This window comes from Streptomyces sp. NPDC048560, from assembly GCF_040650955.1.
GTDB lineage: Bacteria > Actinomycetota > Actinomycetes > Streptomycetales > Streptomycetaceae > Streptomyces.
Genome location: NZ_JBEZIJ010000014.1, coordinates 56,097 through 76,977, shown reverse-complemented (window position 1 = coordinate 76,977; position 20,881 = coordinate 56,097). Strand labels below are relative to the sequence as shown.

Genomic DNA, 20,881 nt, shown 5'->3' with positions numbered 1-20,881 from the left:
GTGCCGCGGACCCAGGCCCGCCATGTCCCCCGCGTGTCGCTACACCTTTCGGTAGACGTACGCCTCCGCAGCCGCCGCCTCCACCGCGTCCAGGTCACCGCCGGCCGACGCGGTGACCAGCGCGGCGACAGCGCCCTCGACGAAGGGCGCGTCAACCAGCCGTGACCCTGCCGGCAGCTCGTCATCTTCGGCGAGCATGGCCTTCACGGTGAGCACCGCGCTCCCCAGATCGACCAGTACCGCGATCCCCGCGCCGCCGTCGACCGAACGCGCGGCCTCCGCGATCAGGTCCGCGTTCGTCCCCAGGCCCCCGCCGGGTGTACCACCGGCCGCGGCCAGCGGGGCCGTCGCCCCGCCGGCCGCGAGCCCTCGCGCCAGTTCGGCGACGGCATCGGCCACCGCGCCACTGTGCGACACCAGGACGATCCCGACCTGAGGCCGGGCCGCACTCACGAGCCGCTACCTTCGCCGCCCGCGGTGTCCGCCTCGGCCAGCGCCGCGACGAGCAACGCGGCCGACGTCGCTCCCGGGTCCTGATGGCCGATGCTCCGCTCACCCAGATAGCTCGCCCGCCCCTTGCGGGCCAGCAGCGGAACGGTGGCGAGCGCGCCTGCATCCGCCGCGTCGCGCGCGGCTGAGAACGACACACCCAGCGCGTCGACCGCGGGCAGCAGGGCGTCCAGCATCGTCTTGTCACCTGCCTGCGCGCCGCCGAGCTGGCCCACCGCGGCGACGCCCGCCCCGAACGCCTCGGCCAGCTGCGCCGCCGTCACCTCGGACGCCTCGCCCAGGGACTTACCCGTGCGGCGCAGGAGTGTCCCGTACAGCGGGCCGGAGGCGCCGCCCACCGTCGAGACGAGCTGCCGGCCGGCAAGGGTCAGGACGACCCCCGGGGTCTGCGGCGCCTCTTTTTCCAGTGCAGCGGTGACGGAGGCGAATCCGCGTTTCAGATTGGTCCCGTGGTCGGCGTCACCGATGGCCGAGTCGAGTTCGGTCAGCCGGTCCGCCTCACGGTCGACAGCGGCCGCGGTGGCGATCATCCAGCGGTGGAAGAAGTCGGCGTCGAGCACATCATCTCCTTGTCCAGCAAGCGTGATCCCAGGCCGAAGTCCTCAGCGGCCCCAGCGCAGGGCGGGGGTCTGCACCGGCGCGTCCCAGAGCCGCAGCAACTCCTCGTCCACCTGGCAGAGCGTCACCGAGCAGCCCGCCATGTCGAGCGACGTCACATAGTTCCCCACGAGCGTACGAGCGACTGCCACACGCCGCTCCGCGAGGACCCGCTGAACCTCGGCATTGAACCCGTACAGCTCCAGCAGCGGCGTCGCCCCCATTCCGTTGACCAGGGCGATCACCGGACCGTTGGGCCGAAGGTCCTCGAGTACGGCGTCCACGGCGAAGTCGGCGATCTCCCCGGAGGTCATCATGGGACGCCGTTCCCGCCCCGGCTCGCCGTGAATCCCGATCCCCAACTCCAGTTCGCCCGGCGGCAGATCGAAGGTGGGACTGCCCTTGGCCGGTGTGGTCACGGCACTGAGCGCCACCCCGAAGCTCCGGGAGGACTCGTTCACCCGCCGTGCGACCGCGGCCACCTGTTCCAGGGGCGCACCTTCTTCGGCGAGGGCTCCGGCGATCTTCTCGACGAACAGGGTCGCCCCCGTACCCCGGCGTCCCGCCGTGAAGGAACTGTCGACCACCGCCACGTCGTCGTCGACCAGCACCTGGGCCACCCGCACGCCCTCCTCCTCGGCGAGTTCGGCCGCCATGGTGAAGTTGAGGACGTCACCGGTGTAGTTCTTGACGACGAACAGCACTCCGGCCCCACTGTCCACGGCGGCGGCGGCACGCACCATCTGGTCAGGAACGGGCGACGTGAACACCTCCCCCGCGCATGCCGCGGAGAGCATTCCCGGTCCGACGAACCCGGAATGCAAGGGCTCGTGCCCGGACCCCCCGCCGGAAACGAGACCCACCTGCCCGGCCAGAGGCGCATCACGCCGCACGACCAGCCGGCCCTCGACGTCCACGCTCAGCTCGGGATGGGCGGCGGCCATGCCACGCAGCGCATCGGTGACGACGGTATCGGGGACATTGATGATCATCCTCAACGGGTTCCTCCTGGGTAGGTTGCCCGGGTCCGTGGCGCCCTCAGGCGGTGTCGGCGGGGCTGATGCTGACTTATGCCGAGTCTGCTGACCGTGCGTCAGGAGCGTTCGACCGTCGTTGTCGGGACGAAGACGTCGTCCAGTATCGAAGAGGCGGACCCTGTCCGGGAAGCGGCGCGTCGAGAGCCGCGCCCAGTCCTGAGCGGTGCGGATGCTGTCAGCCCCCTGCGACACCACCTCTGCACGTCCGTCCCTGACGAGGAGCGCGGCTGCCTCCCACGCTTCCACGTCGGCATCTGCCGTGGTCGAACGTCTCGTCCCACTTGGACGGCTTCCTCGATCCGGCACTGGCGCGGGAGCAGACCGGTACGAGGAAGACCTCGCCTACGCCGCGACGCTGCCGGAGCAGGCCAGGAGCGTCTTCGAGGCGTCCCGGTTGCTCCAGGATCCACGCGGTGCTGGATGCCAGTCCGTACAGGTCCGTCCCAGGACGGGTGCCCGTCGACGTACTCGGCATCGCGCTCGTCGAGAGTGCGGTCGATGGCCGGCGAAATCGGTCCCGCGCCTCGGCCGCGACGAAGCGTCGCAGGACGGCCTCGGCCTCGTCGGCCTGACCGCAGCCGTCGAGGGCCCTGGCGTAGTACGGCAAGCGGACGTGCGCGTGCTACCCGATGCCCAGTTCGCGCGGTTCCGCCATGCCTCGGTTGCGGTGGAGGAGATCGGCACAGGCGGTGAGCGTGTTCTGTACCAGGAAGCGGCCGGCGGCGATGTCCGCCCCGAGTACCCGGACGGCCTCGCGGACCACGGGCGATGCGGGCCCGCTCGGCTTTCGGCGCGAGCAGTCGCAGGACCCGCTCGTCACGGTTCTGTCCCTAGGTCGGCTCGACCAGGACGGACAGCAGCCACCCCGGTCCAAATGCGGTGTGAGGACGCTGATCGCCTCGTCCACCTGCCGCGCCTTGACCAACATCTCCGCGAAGTCGCGGCACACGTGCTCCGACGCAGACCGGTGCACCGTTCTGGACTCGCCGGTGTTCGTTGGGGGCCGACGATGCGGATGTCGAGGCGGTCACGGCCGGCGACCGTTACCGGCGCAGGCTGAAGAACCTTCCGCGCAGCGGGCCACGCGCCACCGGGCGATGCCCAGGGGCCATACCCGTGGATGGGAGGAGCGGGGCCTCGCCATCATCGAGTCCGGGCGCGGCGCTGGTGACGTAGCAGGCCGGGTCACGCTGAGCATCGTGCTCCGTCGGGCTTGACGCATTCCCGGAGATCAGCGTTCACGACAGCATGATGATCTACTGCATGGAGTGACCATGCGCCTGGCTGGTCCGTATGAGGGCTTCCGGCGGCGAGCGGATTGAGGCTGCAATGAGTGAACTGACGAAGCCCGAGATCGAGCTTCCGGAGGGTGACGCTCCCACCGAGCTGACAATCCGCGACCTCGTCGTCGGGGACGGGCTTGAGGCGAAGCCGGGCAGGGTTGTCCAGGTTCACTACGTCGGGGTCACCTTCGAGTCCGGAAGGGAATTCGACACCTCCTGGGACCGGGGCCAGACGTTCAAGTTCGCCGTAGGCGGTGGCAAGGTCATCAAGGGCTGGGACCGCGGGGTCAGAGGGATGAAGGTCGGCGGCAGGCGCGAGATCATCGTTCCCCCGCGCCTCGGCTACGGCAACCAGTCACCCTCGCCGTCGATCCCGGCGGGCTCGACACTCGTCTTCGTGGTGGACCTGCTCTCCGTCGCGGTCTGAGGCCTACTGCCACCCGGCCCACCCGGCCCGTCCGCCCGGAACCAAGACCGGGCGACACCGCCGGCCGACCGCGACACCACGCCCGTGCACCCTTGCCGGGAAGGTGCTCAGAAACCGCACGGTGCCGAGCTGGTGGCCTGCCGAGGTGCGACCTCGCGCACCCCAGCAGGCCATCGCCCGCCGCCGCGCTTCGCGGTCCTGCAGGAAGCGGACGGCCTGCTGCCCGTCGTCCGGTACGGCGGTGAAGGTGCCGTGGCAGCGGCAGGGCTGGATCGGATCCAACGATCGGCATCGAGTGGCGGCCGGCGCCGCCTGACTGCCACCAGGGTCCTCTAGGGGAACAGGCCGCCCCACCTCTGGAGCAGACCATACGTTGCGTGAGCGGCCAGGCTGATCCTGTCACTGAACCGGAAGATCAGTGAAGCGGCGCGACCGACCTGCGGGATGAGCGAGGCGTTACTGCACGGGAGAGTCGGGATCCGGTAGCTGGTAGCCGCGCTCCCGCTCCACGTCTTCGACGCCGTAGGCTGCGCTCAGGGCGGCCAGTGCGTCCTCGGGCACGGTTCCCACGGCGGTGCCGATTCCGCGCTGTTCGGACTCGATGATCATTCCGGCGCGCCGGGCGGCCTCGGCCGCCTTGTCGAAATCGTCCGGGTCGAGCCCGACGATGACCCTGACGTAGGGCGTCTCATCACTCACGATGCGCGAATCGCCAGTCACGTGGTCCATGTCGCCCTCCAAGGTGGTTCGTCATTCTGCTACCCCTAGGGTGCCTGCACCAGCCCTCGACCGGCGTCCGACGCCGAAAGACCAAGATTACGGGTGCCTCCGCGCAGCAGCGTCACGATCTGTGCGGCGGTCGCGTTCGGGTTCTGCTCCCAGAGCAGCGCGGCGATACCGGCGACGTGGGGTGTGGCCATGCTGGTGCCCGACAGCCGGCGGTATCCGCCGTTCCGCCAGGTGGACAGCACGTCGACGCCCGGACCCACCAGGTCGACCCCGCCGCCGTTCGGGTTGAGACCCGCACACGAGAACGGAGCGATGGTGAAGTCCGGCGCGATCGCGCCTACCGCAACCACCGACGGGCAGTTCGCGGGCGTTCCTACCGGTTGGATGTCCAGCGGACGCCGGCTCTCGTTCCCTGCGGCCGCGATGATCACCTTGCCGCGCTTGAGGCAGCGACGGGCGGCGCGCTCGTAGATGCGCGAGTACCCGGCGCCGAGGGCGACCGCACCGCCCAGTGACATCGAGATGACCCGGACCCGGTCCTGGTCCATGGCCCAGTTGATGCCGTCGAGGATCTGTCCGTCGCTTCCGCGGCCCTTGTTGCTCAGCACCTTGGCGACGTAGATGTCGGCCTCGCACGCGACGCCGAAACGCGGCCCGGTGGCCGGGTTCCTGGGGCCGCAGGCGGTTCCGGCGCAATGGGTGCCGTGGCCGTGGCCGTCTTCCACCGCCTGTCCCGGCACGAAGGACACCGACTGCCTCACCCTGCCGACCAGGTCCGGGTGGGCCTCGTGGATGCCGGTGTCGAGGATCGCCACTCCGACGCCCGTGCCGGTGAGTGCCGTCTCGGTCGCCAGGATGGCCTGCAGTCCCCAGGTCGCCTGCGCCTCGTTCCACACGGGACCGGCCGCGGCCTGCGCCAGTTGCGGGTTGGCGTGACCGTTTCCCCGAACCCGCTCGACGAGGTCGGCCACCCCGTGCAGGTACCCCTCGAAGTACTCGCCCGGGTAGGCCGCTGTGGTCTTTTGGTAGGCGTGAAGCACACGCTCCGGTTCAGCGCCGACCAGGGTCGGAGTCGAGGCGATGGTGGCCTCCAGAGCCAGCCGCTGGTCGCCCTCGACGGCCTCGACGATGGCGATGCCCAGGTCATCGAGGACCACGGTTCCGCCCTGCTCAAGGGCCGTAGTGGCGGAGTCGCCGGCGTGGACGTGGTCGGTCACCGACACTCCGGCGCCCGAAGACAGCGCGTCGAGCCCGGCCTTGGGGTCGTCCTGATCGAGCAGAACCAGGTATCTGCCCGTGTACTCGACGTTCCTGGCCACGCCCTCGTCGGCCATCACGGTCTCGCTGTACTCGTCACTCATTGTCGTCGTCCTCTGCTGGGGGTGGGCCCGCTCTGCCCGGCGGATGGGTGGAAATGAGAGGCCGACGCTCACGGAGCGTGCCCCTTGCCATCGATTTCGACGATAGGAGGAAGGGATCCGCGGCGCGCGGCCTGGCAGGCCATTCGGACCGCCCCAGCAGCGACCCGCAGGCCGAACGGGCCGCACCCCGCTGAATAGCCGCGCGGCTGCTGCCGTTTCCGGCGGATCATCTGATCGTTGGTTGAGGTTTTGACCGACACCTGGGGGCGCGTACTGAGCCGTTGCCGCCCGATCGGACTGCGCACCGGGGAGGGTGGTTGCGTGAGCAACGGCAGGTGATCGATGCGATCGCGTTCAACTACCGCCCTGGGACACCGGGATGGACCTGCCCGAGCACTCCGGGGCATGTGCGGGCGCCCGAGACAGCCTGCGGAGGTGGGCAGCCGACGATACGCGGGAGAGCTCCCCACAGCTCGACCGGAGCCAGACGCTCCACCCACGTCATCACAACAAACAGCTTGGTGAACAAGCCAGTTGAGACGACCTCGTACTCACACCTTGGGTGTACGGGTCCGCTCTGCCATCGCCGCCCAGAAGCGTTTGAGCTCACCGCTGGTCATACCCTGCCAGGGAGCCTTCTTGCGCCGCACGGTGTGGATCGCGAGCAGCGCCTGTTGCTGTCTGCAGAAGGGCTCGCGCAGCTCGGCTCCCGGCTGCTCTCCCTTTGCGGGGTATGGGCACAGTTCGAACCTGCAGTTGCGCTGGCAGCTGATGCCGGGTTCGGCGATTGCCGGCATACCCACGGTGCGCTCGGGGTGCAGCGATGTGCGGTCCGTCGTCATGCATGGCGGGAGCGTCGTGCGGTTCGTGCGGCGCAGCCGGTCGTCGACCACCAGCCCGTCGCGCTCCGTCACGTTGAGCAGCAGGAGGACGTCGGCAAGGAGCTGCTGTGCCCGCGGGTGCAGCGTGCTCCACCCCACCGAGGACGGAATCCAGAGGTTGTGCTTCCGATAGATCTTAGGATCGGCGGGATTTGAACCGATGTTGACCGTTGCTCCCTTCTCGTCGATCCAGATGAACCGCTCGGGGCGGCGGGTCTCCAGGGCGAGTGCCGCGAGGTCGGCTCCCTCGGCGACGAAGGGATGCAGCTTTTTCGCTCCCCCGCTCGTCAACTCGTCCGCGGGCTGATCGGCGGGGCCCTGCTCGCTGCCGGCCATGGAGAGCCAACGCTCCACTGCCGGCAGCGGGTCGGTACCGTTGCCGGCGCCTTCCAGCCCGTCGTCGGTTCTGTCCGGCAGCTCCCACAGGCAGAGTGCGTGGATGAGGGTGAGCTGGGAATACCAGTAACGTGCGTGGGCGAGCATGTGCTCGGCACGCTCGATCAGGTACTCACGGGCCTCCTCGGAGGTTGCGGGGTGCCGCCTTCTACGGTTCGCCGCGCTCTTGAAGCCTTGCGCGAGAGCGATCTCCAGGGAGATGGGAAGGTCCGCCCGCCCCGTCGCGGGGTTCGGCACCAGGTGTTGCAGCCAGAGATCCATTCTCTCCCGTGCCTGGCTCAGCCGGTCGCTCCCGACCGATCCCACGATCATGGGGACCAGCCAGGCTCTCGTCACGAACTGACGCCAGATCTCATTTCTGGCCGACTCCCCGCTCTCCTCCGGGTCGGCTGCATTCGGTTGGCAGATTCTTTTCTCCCGTTTCGAGTTCTCCTCGTACTGCTCGTCCTCGATGGCCTTCTTGTACTGCTTCCAAGGGTCGTACCTGTCGGCGTTCGGATCGTCCTTCCTCGTCGGCCATGGGAAGAGTTTCCTCAGTTCATCGAACGCGGCGGCGCCGCCTGCACCGATTTCCTGGGCGATGGCCAGTCTCACGGGATAGTAGGGCTCGATCCAGCTGATCCTCATGAGAACGCCGTAGGCCGGCTTCTCCCACTCATCCGGGCTGCCTTCTCTTGCACGGTCGAGCCGGCGAAGGGCCTCACCGAATCGGTGAACGAGTCTCAGCTTCGCTTCATCTCGTGTACGTCGGTCTCCAGCCTTTATCTCCGGCCATCGTGTCAGGATCGTGTCGGCTATCTTTTCGTGCACCGAATCATTGACCCTGCCGGTGTCGATCTCCATTGCTGCGGCCAGGAGATCGAGCGCCTTGTCGTCCTGGCGGCCCTCAGCGGCGGTGAGGAGCAAGCTGACGGTTGCCTTCTGCGGGGTGGTATCGCGGTTGAGGCGAGATCGCATGATCAAGGCGATGAGAAGTTCACGGCCGGGTTCGGCGAGTGCCTTATTGAGGTCGTCGGGGGAGTTCTGCTGGACAGCGTCTAGGAAACGGGAGCCCAGGCAGGCCTGGAGGATGCTGTGCGGAAACCTGACCTTGTAATTATGGGCCTCGACCAGTCCCAGTTGCTCACCTTGTGCCACGTAGCGCGCCAGGATGGTCTGCCAACAGCGAACGTCGTCGTTCTTCGGCAGGTCTGCCACGCCCTCCTTGAGTTGATCGAGAATCGGCGCATAGCGAACTTTGGGTTCCGGTCGGTTCCCCCTGCTTTCCGTTGGCCAGTTGATCAATTCATCGAATCTGACCTCCAGCCTGTCGTTGAGCAGTCCGATGCAAGCCAGCGCCGATATTACGTCGACAGTTCTCTTGCGCTGCTCCGCATTGAGTTCGAACTGGGCGCGGAGATGGCCCTCGACGAGTGCCTTCAGCCAGGAGTTCAGGAGGCTCAGTCGTATTCCCGACCGGTCGCTTCCTCGAATGTCTATGTGTGCCCAGCCCTTGGTGTTCGCGAAATTCTCCAGGAGCTGGCCCTGCCCGAGCTGACGTGCGATCAGCAGATAGAGCGGAGACTCCGCGACCGCGGCCGTCTCGACGATCCAGTTGAGCCGCCGGCTGTCCGCACCGGGGTCTTCCTGCTCCAGGTAGATCAGCGCGGCCTCCTCGCTGAGGGGCTCGAGATCGATGACGGCCGCCTGGGTGTTCTCGAGCGTGGCGTGCGGGCGCGAGGCGATCACCAGGGGGAGCTTCTGCTTGTCCGCCCGCTTGATGGCGCGGCGGATCACGCTGTCCCGGCTCCTCTGCTTATCGCCGTCGCTGAATGCCTCCTCCAGCCCGTCTGCGAGGACCACGACCTTGTCGTTCATGCAGATCTGCCGCCACACCCGTTCCGCTTGCACCTTGGAGATCCCTCCAGGGTCCACCTCTTCACAGAAGCGTCTCTTGGCCATCTCGCTGAAGTTCAGGTCGGCTCCATCGAGGTCGGCGCCTCGAAGGTGAATCGGTACGGGAATAGCCCCCTTCTCGGCCAATAGCTGTGTCAGCTGGACGAGAACAGCGGTTTTCCCGCTCCCGATGCTGCCGACGAGCACGTACGGGCGCCGGCTGCGGCGGTGCCGCAGGGCCTCTGCAATCACCGTGCACAGTTCCCTGCGGCCGACGACCTCTTCCATGATCGCCCCTGCCGTGGGGACCAGGTCCCGGGGATTTCCCTTCGCTATCCTGCGGATCGGTCGGACTATCTTCCAGTACCGGACCGTCAGAAAGACGAGTGTGGTCAGCGACAGAGCAAGAAATGGCGTGGAGAAACTTATGACCGCACTACAGGACACATTTGTCGGTTTGCACGCCCGTTCGACAGCACCTGGCTTTCCGTCAACGATGACGTAGACGGCCATTGCTATCCAGGAAAGGAAGAGTGTCGCGCCGACGGTCGAGAGTATCCAGACGTAGGTACCGGGCGTCCATCTGCCCCGCCACTTATGGGTGGAGACGTTCCTGCGTCTCGCCTCCCGCCGCACTCGCCTCATCCGTGACATTCGGCCGACGGAGGTTCTGGTCCGGGACCAGAGGCGCCTTGCCCGTACGTGGCGCGGCGCGTGTGGCGGCCTGGATTTTCCCTCAGGATGGAGGATGACCTGATTCATCGTGGCCGTCCTTCGTCGCTGGTACCAGCGGCTGGAGGAAGACGGACCGCACTCCGGCGGACCAAGATTTGGTATCGCGATACATAGGCGACCTGGCGCTGGCTCATGTCAACCAGGCGGATACGTAACCAGCTTACGCGTCGCGGCGAGGGCGCGCTGAGGGAACTTCCGAACCCCTGAGGCGGGTAGCGCTGAGTCACCTTTCTGGCCGGTACTCGCGGATTACCCCTCCCGCTCGACAGCGGACGGTAGTGCCGGTCCCGTTGTCTGCTTCCGGGGTCGGCGTTTGAAGGGGCGCCGCTCGCCAGGCGCTGATGGCTTCTCCGCAAAGCAGAAGTTAAATTTGGAGTCACTTCATATTGAAGCCAGGACTTGTGTATTCATTGCGCATCCATCCACCGACATTGCGCTCGACGTGCGTACCTCAAGGGCCTTCCCCAGGGCCCAGGCGTTCTCGCGAAATGTCCGTTTCGGTCGCACGGCGGTACTGGGTGATCTGCCCGATCAGTAGCGGTCAGGCCCGATGCGACAGCCGTGACTGACGACGCACATATTGGGATGAAGCGCGAGAACGCCGGTGCCCTGGGGCCTTCCCGTAAACGGTCTTGGGTCGGCTTGCCGTGGCTGTTCGTTGCTGGGGCTCATTGCGACGTTGGGCCGAGGTGTCGAACACATCCCTCAACGGCACCAGCCCTGTCCGTTGCGGCCCCTGCTCTCACGCCGACTACGGCGCCCCCATCGGTGGCCACGCTGCCAACGCGCATGGAAGCGTGCCCCCGGAACAACCGGGGCACTGTTGTGTCACGACCAGACGAGTCGCCCTTCGGCGACCTCACAGACCGGATAGTTTCCATCGGCGATCTTCGTGAGCAGCTCCGCCACGGAGTCGAAATAGTGAGCCAGCGATTCGTACTCGCCCGTGATCGTGATGTCACCCACGAACCACCTGCCGACACGCCCGTCCCGCACATCGATGAACTTTCCCGTCCAGCCGTCCTGATCCGACAGGAACGGGATCCACTCATTACGCCAGAACGGATTATCCGGCTGGTCCGGAGGGTCGAATCCACCGGACATGTAGCGGTTCGCGTAGAGCTTCTCCATCGCCCGGATGCCCAGAAAGAAGCTGCCCTCATCCGGGAACCCGGCGAAGCCGCAACATGCCACTTCGTCGTCCACATCTTCCTCAGGAAGATCCAGATTGTTCTGCAGCAGCCACGCCCGCAGATCCTGAGGGAGGGGGATACCCATCCGTTCCTCGGCGGCCGCGAGCAACTGTTCCGTAGCGGGCCCAAGCAGATCCGCGTGATCGGCCGGGGCGTGCTGCTCCAGAAGATTCATCACGCGGGACCAGCTCTCCACCACACTCATTCCCTCCCCCTCTCTCTGCACGGATGCCCCCTACGACTGCGCCACTGCGGGGGTTACCGTTCGAAGCGTCGATGCCGGGCGACGTAGTCCTGACGCGTGCGTGCAAAGAAATCACGTTGGGGAGCGCCGACCGGAAACCTCGCAGGGATGGTACTTCGGGCAAGCCTCCTGCTCCCCCCTCACCCCCACGGCCACCTGGCACCTTCCGGCCCGAAGTGCAGGGCCGGCCGCTCGGCGAGGTCACCGCCTCGGCGGACCCAGCCGAGGAACCTCCACGGCCCCAGCGAGGACGACGTTCGCCGTGGCGTCCTGCACGAGGACTGCACCGGTCGCCCGGTGAGGCCGTCGAGTGCAGTGAGCGCTTCGTCTGACGATAACCGCCGCATGAAGCGCTCACGCGGAACCGAAACGCCTGAGGTCAGTCCTGATCTTGGGTGTACTGAGCCGCGTGCCATCTGGAGTCGATGGCGGGGTTGCGCAGTGCCCCCCGAATCGGTCGTCAGGTATCGGTGGCAGTGGCGGATTGCCCAAGTCCTCATGCAGATCCGCACGCCAGTCAAGAGTGAAGTGGCTCCGGGTCTCCGCGCTCTCGCACACGGATCTATAGGGGGATCCCCAGAGCCCGAGGGCTATCTTCTCCGCGGCCCACCTGCGAGTGACGCCTCGGCCGGTGTCGGCCTGTGCGAGCACCGCGCGGAGTCGCAAGGCGAGCGGGCCGGTTTGGTCCGGCGGCGGCAGGGCCAGGCGCCGCGACGCCGTCCGGCAGCTGCTCCGACGTGGTGATGAGGACCGGCACGGCCTGCTGTGGTCTCTCCGGTGAAGTGATGCAGCCGATCGTGGCGGGGTCGCTGCTGCTCAGGTGCGGTTTTCTTCGGCGAGCCGCACCAGGACATCCAGGTCCGGGACGTCGAGCGCTGGTATCCGCAGCCAGGCGAACGGGAATCCGGACGCGCCGCCGTCGACCTCGTACTCCATGCGGAGCATCGCGCCCAGTTCCTCCTCGTCCTCGGAGAAGATGACGACGCCGTAGTGGCACGAGGTGATGGTGTGCCAGGGGATCTTCTTGCCGTCATGGTGCAGCCCGTCCGCCGTGGCAGTCAGTGGGCCGAAATCCACCTGGCCGCCGGCCGCGAGTGTCGCCTTCGCCCTGGCGAGATGCAGTTCGGTCACCGGAGCGTTGACGCGCTGCATCAGCGGCGCGATGACAGAGGGGGGCGAGGACGACAACTGGCCGGTGCGGAAGGCGGGCTCCGGCGTGACGACGGGCGGGTCGGCCAGCAGTGAGCCCACGACCGTGCCGTCGGCGAACTCCAGCAGCAGTTCATGCAGCCACTTCGTGATCATCAAACCGTCGGCCGCTTCGCCGTCCATGTCGTTGGCGTGCCACACGTGGGCAACCTCCGACCACTGGTAGGCGCGGCGCTCATCGCCGTCGGTCAGCACCACGCCGTCATCGTGCACGGCGAGTGTCACCGCCCGCCGCCCGCCAGGTCCGTCGATATGCGCAGGCAGCGTCCCGCGCGCCGATCCGGCCGAGAACTCCGGCTCGCCCGTCACAGGCACGTCCTTCTCAGGCACGTGCTTCTCCGGCGCGGACTTCTTTCGCCACCAGCCAGCCATGAGCCCTCCCCGGCATCGGCATGCAACACCGGTGGTGTTCACCGGAGTTAGCCAACTTCGCCCCGGCGATCACACTATCCGGCGGACAGGATTCGGGGCCAGAGCATCACAACGAGGGCCTCGGTCCGAGTGGACCAGAAGACCTGACACCTCCCCGCGTGGCGCCGTGCGTCCAACTGCCGACTTGGGGCCTCGGCGCGGCAGACGTGGTTCCTTCCTCGGCTGCTGCTTCGAGGCGCTCGGTCGGTCCAGCGAAGGCCAGACGCAGGCAGCCGACGCACCCAACGGCTCACAAGAGGCGCACATCCCCACCAAGATCGGCTACATCACCCCACGGAACATGACCCCTGGACCAGGTCTGATGCCATAGGGCCGCCCCTAGAGCCAGCGGCTGACAACAGCTTGCTCGTCGCTCACCAGCCTTGCCGCCAGGTTGGCGTTCAGGCCGACAAATTCGAGTGGCCCCCTGTCCCGGCTCACCAAGCTGCTGGCACGGGACGCTGCAGCCGCCCACTCGACACTGAAGCTCTCAGTCCCAATCACCCGATCGGTGGCCAACTCGAAGAAGCTCACTGACCGAACCGCCCTGGCCCTGTGTTCCCCAGCCGAACTTCTCTCGGGCCACCGGGCCGGAGCCCGCATCAGCCCCGACGGCATGACATCGGTCGCAGACATCGCCGGGTGCGTGTCTGTCTGGTCAAGGGGGCAGAGGGGTTCGGGGTGCGTGGCGGTCGGTCGGTGTGCTCCTCTGGCGGTCTCGGCGGGGGCTGGCGCTGGAGCGCGGAGCCGCTGATACCGGCTGATCAGATGTACTGGAAGGACCGGCGGAGCTGCGAGCTGCCAGGGGGCGGGGGCGGGTAGGTGCGACCTGCGTCGGTGGGCTTTCCATCGCACTCGTTGACGCGGTCGGAGGTCCTAGAAAGGCCCCGAAGGGTTCCCAGTGCTGGCCGACGCTCTCTCGGCTCGTCGGCGTCCTCGGTGGCCACGCTCACCCCTGGCATGGTGAGGCCCGGCCGCGTACATCCGCGGCCGGGCCGGAGTCGGTGGCTGATCAGGACTCGGGACAGAGCGTCTTGCGCAGCCCGATGTTGATGTGACTTCCGTCGTCATCGGTCAGGGTGACGCCGTCGTAGGAGAACCGCTGCGCAGCGCTGTGGTCGGGGTTCGTCCCGCCGCCGTCGAGGGACGAGCACTGGTTGCGGGCCGCGTCGATGGCCTTGGCCTCGTCGTGGGTGAGGTTGCCGTTGACGTCGTGGATGGCCGCGAGGAGAGCGTCACGCTCGGCGCCGGTGGGCTCGGGCGGAATGCCGGCGTTCTCGGCGGCGCCGCTGTCGTCCGAGGTACTCGACGCCTCGGCTACGGTGCTCTTGGTGGTGTCGGCCTTGCTCTCACTGCCCTTGTCGCTGCTGCAGCCGACGACGCTGACGGCAAGTATGGCAACGATGACCGCGGTGGTAGTGCGGATGCCCATGATTCCCCCCTGGTATGACACGCGTGGGAACATGGTGCGGCAGGTGGGGCCCTGATCATGCGGGGGTGATGGAGTTGTGACGTGATGCGGACGCGCTTGAAGCGATCCGGGTCCCCTGGTGGTCGCTGCCTCCAGGACGGGGCGCCGCGCTGGTGCGGGCGATACTGCGGTCGCGGGTTCCCGTCGGGATGAGGCGCGGCAGTGCGCCGTCATGAGACCCAGGTGGAGCTTCAAGAAGCAATGTGGAGTGGAACAACGGTCCAGCACCGCACGGGACATGCCTCCACTCGAAGCCTTCTGTCAGTTTCTCCGAACGCCTTCAGAGTCCTTTGACGCCTCGAAGCTCTGCCGATGAGTCATCGACCAGCTCGGGCCGCGCATCCGGCTCCAGGCCAGGCGGCGGATGTGGTGGTGCCGTCCGCCACCAATCTCGGCATCGCTCGCCGGTACGGCACGGCCTCACGGGACCAGCTGGTCCCGTCTGACAGTGAACTCGTCGTCCCCACTCAGGGCGATGACGCCGCGTGCCGATGTGGAGACAGTGACGTCGTTCCCCGCGTCCGGTGTCGCCTTCTCGACCACCACGACGGCGATTCCCACAGCGAGGGGAAAGGCAGAGCCCGGACCGAGGCCCTCCGGCGCATCGAAGATTGGAGCCTTGTCGACCAGGGAGCACCGCTGGTCCCTCGCGTCGCTGAACTGCACCTCTATCCAGCTCGGGCGTCATCCACCCATCGGACGGCTTCGGCCCGCAGATCAACCACCAGGCGCTCCTTCGTAACTCATACAGCGACAGCGAGCAGTGTCCGCCGATCGATCAGCGACGAGCCTGACAGAGGAACCCCCAGCCACATGGTCCGTCACCGCGGGTTCCGGAAATGGTGTGGCCGGCGACGCGGCAGGGACGCCGGGCCGAGCCCGCCTCGTGCGTGAGCGGACGCCCGGTCAGGACCGGTTGCTGTGCCCCGTGATGTTGGGACCGTGGCGGGTTGTGTGCGTCAACACACTTTGGTGACCGTGCGGGTGGGGTGTCGGGGCGGAGGCCAGTATGTCGGGGGTCCCCCTGCCTCCCAACGACGGGAAACCCTCATGCGTGTGCACGGACTTGCCGGTCGCCTCGGCCGTCGGGCGTCAGCCCTGCTCGCGGTCGGAGCCATGGCCGGAATCTCGGTCGTCGCCGGTGCCCCACCGGCCGCGGCTCTGTCGTTGCCCTGCTCCGGCTCCTGGCAGAACCAGGTCTCGGTCTTCCACCAGGGGGGCAGCGCGCTCACCCACTGGTACGAGAACCTCGAATTCGACGGCCTCGGCACGATGTGGGTCTCCAACAACACGGGCGACCGGGTGGAGCGTTTCGACTCCGCAGGATCCCGGCTGGAGTCCCGCCCCGCGGACAATCCCGGTGCGGTCCGGATCAAGGGTGGTCAGCTGTACGTCAACCATGGCAACGGCGCGGGTGAGGCCCTGCTCCAGGAGACCGGCCGGGCGGCGGTGGACCGCCTCGATCCGCAGCACCCCGAGCTCCCGGGCGTCCGCTTTGCGAGCGGCCTCAAGATGGCCAACGGGGGAGCGTTCGACGCTGCCGGCAACTACTACGTCACCAACACGGGCAGCACCGGCATCGGCCCTCATGACGGGGTGACGAAGGTCCGCCCGGACGGCTCCCTGGACACCGCCTGGAACCAGGCAGCGAACCAGTGGGGTCTGAACGGTGCCTTCGTGGCGGGCGACACCCTGTACACCACCTCGACGGCGGACCTGAGTTCGCCGGTCACCGCGATCCCGCTCGACGACCCGGGGCAGGCGCGGGTGATCGCCAGGCTCTCGGCGGCCCTGACAAAGGGGCTCGACGACCTCGTTCTCGGACCGGACGGCTACCTGTACGTGGCCGGGTTCCTCTCCAACGAACTGCTGCGGGTGAACCCCTCCACCGGCAGCCACTGCGTGGTCGCGGACCACATCATCAGCCCGACCGGCGTGCGCTTCAGCAGGTTCCCGGGTGAGGACCCAGCAAAGGTCGTGTACGTCACCAAGGCGTCCGGGAACATCCTCCGCATCGAGCTCGGCGGCTGACACGGCTCGTACGGCTGACACGCATCACACGCATCACACGCCGCATGCGCCTGACAGCGGGGCCGCAGGGCAGGCTGCTCCTGCCCTGCGGCCCCGCGGGCTCAGGCCGCGATGGGGGTGTAGTGCGAAGCGTCGTCACCCTCCAGAACGTGGCTGAGGGTGCCGTCGACACCGGCGGGGACGTCGCCCGCGACGGTCACCCGGTGCAGCAGGCGCGGCAGGTCGCCGTAGTCGTCGGGGGCGTAGTGCTGGGTGATGCGGTTGTCGAAGAGCACGAGGTCGCCCGGGGTCCAGGCCACCCGCACGATGTTCTCGGGGCGGGTGACGTAGGACTGGAAGATCCGCAGCAGGTCCCGCGAGTCTGTCGGGCCGAGGCCCACGATGCTCTGCGCGAAGCCGCCGATGAACAGCCCGCGCTCCCCCGTCTCGGGGTGGACGCGGACGACGGGGTGGGCCGTGCGGTACGCACGGGAGACGAACTGCCTCCGGTGCTCGGCCGCCTTCTCGCTCTTCGGGGCCGCGTAGTCGTAGTCGTTGGTGTGTACGGCCCAGAGCTTGTCGGCCAGCTCGCGCAGCGGCTCGGGAAGGTCCCGGTAGGCGGCGGCCGAGTTGGCGATGAGCGTGTTGCCGCCGTACGGCGGGACCACGATGCTGCGCAGCGTGGACGCCTTCGGGGGAGTGCGGACGAAGGTGACGTCGGTGTGCCAGCGGTTGGCGCGGATGCCCTCGTCGCCGTCGACCGGCAGGATGTTGGGCTGGCCGTCCACGGCGGGCACGGTCGGGTGAGCCGTGGTGAGACTGCCGAAGAGGGAGGCGAAGCGGAGCTGGCCCGCGTCGTCGAGGTTCTGGTCGCGGAATACGAGGACCTTGTGTTCCAGGAGCGCGGAGTTGATCTCGGTGACGACGGCGGGGTCGAGCTCGGTGGAGAGATCGGCGCCGAGGATTTCGGCGCCGATCCGGCCGCCGATCCTGCGGATGTCGAAGCCGGTGCTGGTGGTCATGTCGGGTGTTCCTTTCGAGAGGTGATCGGCCGGGAGGCGATCGGGCGAGAGGTGATCGGGCGGGAGGCGGTCGTGAGGGAGGTAGTCAGTCGGGAGGCGGTCAGTCGGCAGGTCGTCAGGAAGTGATGGGCGGGGAGGTTCCCTCGGACCCCGGCGGGCCGAGGGAAGGGCCGACGGCTCGCAGAGCGCCGGGAGTGCGGCCCCGTCCCCAGCCGATGTCCCGGCGGTAACTGCCGAGCAGGCCGGTGAGGTCCAGGTGCTCCTCGTCCCGGGCGGTGTCGCCGTCCGGCAGGGGGCGGGTGAGGGGTGCGACGTACAGCGCGTCGGCCGGGCAGTTCGCCTCGCACTGGAAGCAGGTCTGGCAGTCGTCGCGGCGGGCGAGTACCGGGACACCGTCCTCGCCGCGGTCGAAGACGTTGGTCGGGCAGACCTTGATGCACTTGTCGCAGGTGATGCAGCGTTCCGCCGAGACGAGTTCGATCACGAAGCCACCTCCAGTGATGCGGCCGGTCCGGGCCACGACGCAGGCGAGGCCGGCGAGGCGGTCAGGGGCTCGGTGCGGGTCCACACCCGGTCGAGGCCGCCCGTCACGATGCGGTGGTGCTGCCCGGGGTCCTGCGCCGGGAAGTCGAGCCGCCTTGCCATGCCCCGCGACTCGGTGCGCGCGAGAGCCGAGGCGTACATCCAGCGGGCGTGCGCCGTCATCGCCGCGGCCTCCCGGGTCCGTACGGTGTCTCCGCCCCCGGCGTGCAGTGAGGCGCGCGACTCCTTCCAGATGCTGTCGAGCACCTCCAACGACGCGGCGAGCCGGTCGCCCTGGCGCAGATAGTTCTTCTCGTAAGGCAGCACTTCGCCCTGGACCGCGGAGACGACCTCGCGGAAGCCGTCGCCCCGACCGGGCGTCCCGGTGGGCCGGATGCCGGCTCCGCCGGCTGCCAGCAGGCGCCCGGTACCGGCGCGGGCGCCGAGTGAACGGGCGTGGCGTGCCGCACCCCGGCCCGCCCAGGTGCCTGAGGAGATCGCCCAGGCGGCGTTGTGGCTGCCGCCGCCGGTGAAGCCGCCGCAGATCAGCTCACGGGTCGCCGCGTCCCCGGCCGCGAACAGTCCGGGCACGGTGGTGGCGCAGTCGTCCCTGGTGATTCGGATGCCGCCGGTGCCGCGGACCGTGCCCTCGGCGAGGAGCGTGACGGCGAAGCGCTGGGTGAACGGGTCGATGCCGAGCCGGTCGAAGGTGAGGAAGAAGTTCGGCTGGGCGAGCCGCATCGCGCGCCGGGCCTCGGCGCCCGCCCGGTCCAGGCGGCAGTACACCTTCTCGTCGAGCAGCGTCCGCGCGATGACGGACCGGCCGCCCTGGCTGGCCGCCCCCTCCAGGACCGTGCCGTCCTCGCGGTAGAAGGTCGCGAAGGAGTAGAACGCGGTCTTGGTGACGGAGGTGCCCTCGGGCGCTATGCCGTACGCGTTGGAGAACTCCATCCCCGACAGCTCCGCGCCCACCTCGGCGGCGAAGAGTGCGCCGTCGCCGGTGTTGACGTTGCAGCCGAGCGCGCCGCTGAGGAACGCGCAGCCGCCGGTGGCCAGGACGACCGCCCCGGCGCGGATCCGGTAGGGCTGCCCCGCCTGGCGCCGGTGGCCCCTGGCCCCGGCGACCGCTCCGGAGGGGTCGGTGAGCAGTTCGGTGACCGGGCTGTGGTCGAGGACGCGGGCCCCGGCCCGCTGGACGCGGACGCGCATCCTGCGCATGTACTCCGGCCCCTGCAGTCCGTTCCTGAGCTGCTTTCCGTCCGGCCCTGCGGGGAAGGGGTAGCGGCCGGCCGCGGCCAGCTCGTTCATCCCCGCGTACGTCTGGTCCAGTACCCGCCTCATCCAGCGCCGGTCGGCGAGGTATCCGCCCAGCGCCTCCCGGCCGGCCATGGCGGCCTCGCGGGCGGCGGGCTCCGGGGGTACGTACCAGACGCCGGTGCCGGCGGAGGCGGTGGCGCCGCTGGTGCCGCAGTAGCCCTTGTCGGCGAGTACCACGTCCGCGCCGTCCTGAGCCGCCTTGAGCGCGGCCCATGTGGCGGCGGGGCCGCCGCCGACCACCAGGACGTCCGTGGTGAGGTCCAGCCCGGTCACGCGGGCCGTCCTTCCGCCGCGGCCGCTGCCAGCCGGTTGGCGGGGCGGGCGAGGCCGTAGTTCTCGCGGAGGGTGCGGCCGGTGTACTCGGTGCGGAAGAGGCCCCGCCGCTGCAGGATCGGGACGACGTGGTCGACGAAGTCCTCCAGGCCGCCGGGCAGATGGGGAGGCATGATGTTGAAGCCGTCGGCGGCGCCCTGGGTGAACCACTCCTCGAGCTGGTCGGCTATCTGCTCGGGAGTGCCGACGACCACGCGGTGGCCGCGTCCGGCGCCGAGGCGGGCGATGAGCTCGCGCAGGGTGAGACCGTCGCGCCGGGCGAGTTCGGCGACGAGCGTGAAGCGGCTCTTGTTGCCGTTGATGTCCCGCTCCTCGGGCAGCTCGGGAAGCGGCCCGTCCAGCGGCAGCCCGCTCAGATCGGTGCCGAGCATCCCGGACAGCTGGGCGAGTCCGTACTCCGGCACCTGAAGGTCCGTCAACTCCCGCTCCAGCGCCTGTGCCTCGGCCTCGGTCGACCCGAGGACGGGCGCGATGCCGGGAAGCACCAGCAACTCGTTCTCGGCACGGCCATAACGGGCGAGCCGGGACTTGAGGTCCTTGTAGAAGGCCTGGCCGTCGGCGAGGGTCTGCTGGGCGGTGAAGACGGCCTCGGCGTACTGGGCGGCGAACTCCCTGCCGTCCTCCGACGAACCGGCCTGCACCAGCAGCGGGTATCCCTGGGGGGTACGCGGCACGTTCAGGGGGCCCTGCACCCCGAAGTGCTCTCCGCGGTGGTTGATCTCTCGCACCTTGTCGGTGTCGGCGTAGACGCCGTGTTCACGGTCGAGCAGGATCGCCTCGTCCTCCCAGCTGTCCCAGAGCTTGGTGGCGACGTCGACGAACTCCCGGGCCCGCTCGTAGCGCACCCGGTGCTCCAGGTGCTCCTCCTGCCCGAAGTTGCGGGCCTCGTTCACGGTGCCGGAGGTGACGATGTTCCAGCCGGCCCGGCCACCGCTGATGTGGTCCAGCGAGGCGAACTTGCGGGCCGTGTGGAAGGGCTCGTTGAAGGTGGTGGAGACGGTGGCGATGAGACCGACGTGTTCGGTGACCGCCGCGAGGGCGGACAGCAGGGTGAGGGGTTCGAAGCCGCCGAGGGCGTTGTGCCGGACCTTGCCCCACAGGGCGAGGCCGTCGGCGAGGAAGACGGAGTCGAGCAGGCCGCGCTCGGCGGTCTGCGCGAGTTGCTGGAAGTACCGCAGGTCGGTGACCCGCTCCGGCTGGGTGCGGGGATGGCGCCAGGCGGCGTCGTGGTGGCCGGCGTTCATCAGGAAGGCGTTGAGGTGGAGCCGACGGGGGCGGGGCGCGGTCATGAGGTTCCTCGGATCAGGTGCGGCGAGAC

The 20,881-nt window shown here is 68.4% G+C and carries 17 protein-coding genes; 2 read left to right on the top strand and 15 right to left on the bottom strand.

The genetic code is table 11. The features are described from left to right. Positions 1–39: 39 nt before the first annotated feature. The 4 genes from AB0C82_RS31595 to AB0C82_RS31580 all read right to left on the bottom strand — a co-directional run bounded on the left by AB0C82_RS31595 (position 40) and on the right by AB0C82_RS31580 (position 2,964). Complete coding sequence (locus AB0C82_RS31595) at positions 40–453, bottom strand: PTS fructose transporter subunit IIA (protein WP_362848798.1); 414 nt, start codon at positions 451–453, stop codon at positions 40–42. Continuing rightward, positions 450–1,070: a dihydroxyacetone kinase subunit DhaL gene (gene dhaL, locus AB0C82_RS31590; RefSeq protein ID WP_362848796.1), complete on the bottom strand. Its 621-nt coding sequence runs from the start codon at positions 1,068–1,070 to the stop codon at positions 450–452. Before dhaL ends, AB0C82_RS31595 begins: the two co-directional genes overlap by 4 nt. A gap of 42 nt (positions 1,071–1,112) precedes the next feature. Further along, positions 1,113–2,099: a dihydroxyacetone kinase subunit DhaK gene (gene dhaK / locus AB0C82_RS31585; RefSeq protein WP_362848793.1), complete on the bottom strand. Its 987-nt coding sequence runs from the start codon at positions 2,097–2,099 to the stop codon at positions 1,113–1,115. 667 nt (positions 2,100–2,766) lie between these two features. Continuing rightward, positions 2,767–2,964 (bottom strand): hypothetical protein, encoded by a 198-nt coding sequence (locus AB0C82_RS31580; RefSeq protein WP_362848790.1) that lies wholly within the window; start codon positions 2,962–2,964, stop codon positions 2,767–2,769. 509 nt (positions 2,965–3,473) lie between these two features. On the opposite strand from AB0C82_RS31580, the gene AB0C82_RS31575 reads away from it, so the two are divergent. Then, positions 3,474–3,854: an FKBP-type peptidyl-prolyl cis-trans isomerase gene (locus tag AB0C82_RS31575; RefSeq protein WP_362848787.1), complete on the top strand. Its 381-nt coding sequence runs from the start codon at positions 3,474–3,476 to the stop codon at positions 3,852–3,854. 456 nt (positions 3,855–4,310) lie between these two features. Here the strand turns inward: AB0C82_RS31575 and AB0C82_RS31570 are convergent, their stop codons facing one another. The 7 genes from AB0C82_RS31570 to AB0C82_RS31540 all read right to left on the bottom strand — a co-directional run bounded on the left by AB0C82_RS31570 (position 4,311) and on the right by AB0C82_RS31540 (position 14,920). After that, positions 4,311–4,583 carry a hypothetical protein gene (locus tag AB0C82_RS31570; protein ID WP_362848784.1) on the bottom strand — a complete coding sequence of 91 codons (273 nt, stop codon included), beginning with the start codon at positions 4,581–4,583 and terminating at the stop codon, positions 4,311–4,313. A 35-nt stretch (positions 4,584–4,618) separates the two neighbouring features. Continuing rightward, positions 4,619–5,944, bottom strand: coding sequence for a S8 family serine peptidase (locus AB0C82_RS31565; protein ID WP_362848781.1), 1,326 nt, complete (start codon positions 5,942–5,944; stop codon positions 4,619–4,621). Positions 5,945–6,495: 551 nt separating this feature from the next. Next, positions 6,496–9,732, bottom strand: coding sequence for an NACHT domain-containing protein (locus AB0C82_RS31560; RefSeq protein WP_362848778.1), 3,237 nt, complete (start codon positions 9,730–9,732; stop codon positions 6,496–6,498). Positions 9,733–10,659: 927 nt separating this feature from the next. Further along, positions 10,660–11,229 (bottom strand): SMI1/KNR4 family protein, encoded by a 570-nt coding sequence (locus tag AB0C82_RS31555; RefSeq protein ID WP_362848777.1) that lies wholly within the window; start codon positions 11,227–11,229, stop codon positions 10,660–10,662. Positions 11,230–12,084: 855 nt separating this feature from the next. Beyond that, positions 12,085–12,807 (bottom strand): hypothetical protein, encoded by a 723-nt coding sequence (locus AB0C82_RS31550; protein WP_362848774.1) that lies wholly within the window; start codon positions 12,805–12,807, stop codon positions 12,085–12,087. A 1,093-nt stretch (positions 12,808–13,900) separates the two neighbouring features. After that, the gene (locus AB0C82_RS31545) at positions 13,901–14,320 is read right to left on the bottom strand and encodes a hypothetical protein (RefSeq protein ID WP_362848772.1); all 420 of its coding nucleotides are present in this window, start codon (positions 14,318–14,320) and stop codon (positions 13,901–13,903) included. 459 nt (positions 14,321–14,779) lie between these two features. Next, positions 14,780–14,920: a hypothetical protein gene (locus AB0C82_RS31540; RefSeq protein WP_362848769.1), complete on the bottom strand. Its 141-nt coding sequence runs from the start codon at positions 14,918–14,920 to the stop codon at positions 14,780–14,782. A 495-nt stretch (positions 14,921–15,415) separates the two neighbouring features. Here AB0C82_RS31540 and AB0C82_RS31535 point away from each other — a divergent pair, with 495 nt between their 5' ends. Continuing rightward, a complete protein-coding gene (locus AB0C82_RS31535) occupies positions 15,416–16,390 on the top strand; it encodes a hypothetical protein (RefSeq protein ID WP_362848767.1) in 975 nt (324 codons plus the stop codon). Positions 16,391–16,491: 101 nt separating this feature from the next. Here AB0C82_RS31535 and AB0C82_RS31530 read toward each other — a convergent pair whose 3' ends face one another. From AB0C82_RS31530 to AB0C82_RS31515, 4 genes are all read right to left on the bottom strand, one after another. Continuing rightward, positions 16,492–17,391 (bottom strand): TauD/TfdA family dioxygenase, encoded by a 900-nt coding sequence (locus AB0C82_RS31530; protein WP_362848764.1) that lies wholly within the window; start codon positions 17,389–17,391, stop codon positions 16,492–16,494. Positions 17,392–17,506: 115 nt separating this feature from the next. Then, positions 17,507–17,875 carry a ferredoxin family protein gene (locus tag AB0C82_RS31525; RefSeq protein ID WP_362848762.1) on the bottom strand — a complete coding sequence of 123 codons (369 nt, stop codon included), beginning with the start codon at positions 17,873–17,875 and terminating at the stop codon, positions 17,507–17,509. Beyond that, positions 17,872–19,503, bottom strand: a complete 1,632-nt coding sequence (locus AB0C82_RS31520; RefSeq protein ID WP_362848759.1) for an FAD-binding protein — start codon at positions 19,501–19,503, stop codon at positions 17,872–17,874. Before AB0C82_RS31520 ends, AB0C82_RS31525 begins: the two co-directional genes overlap by 4 nt. Beyond that, positions 19,500–20,852 carry an LLM class flavin-dependent oxidoreductase gene (locus AB0C82_RS31515; protein ID WP_362848756.1) on the bottom strand — a complete coding sequence of 451 codons (1,353 nt, stop codon included), beginning with the start codon at positions 20,850–20,852 and terminating at the stop codon, positions 19,500–19,502. The genes AB0C82_RS31520 and AB0C82_RS31515 overlap by 4 nt, the downstream gene beginning before the upstream one ends. Between the last annotated feature and the right edge of the window lie 29 nt (positions 20,853–20,881).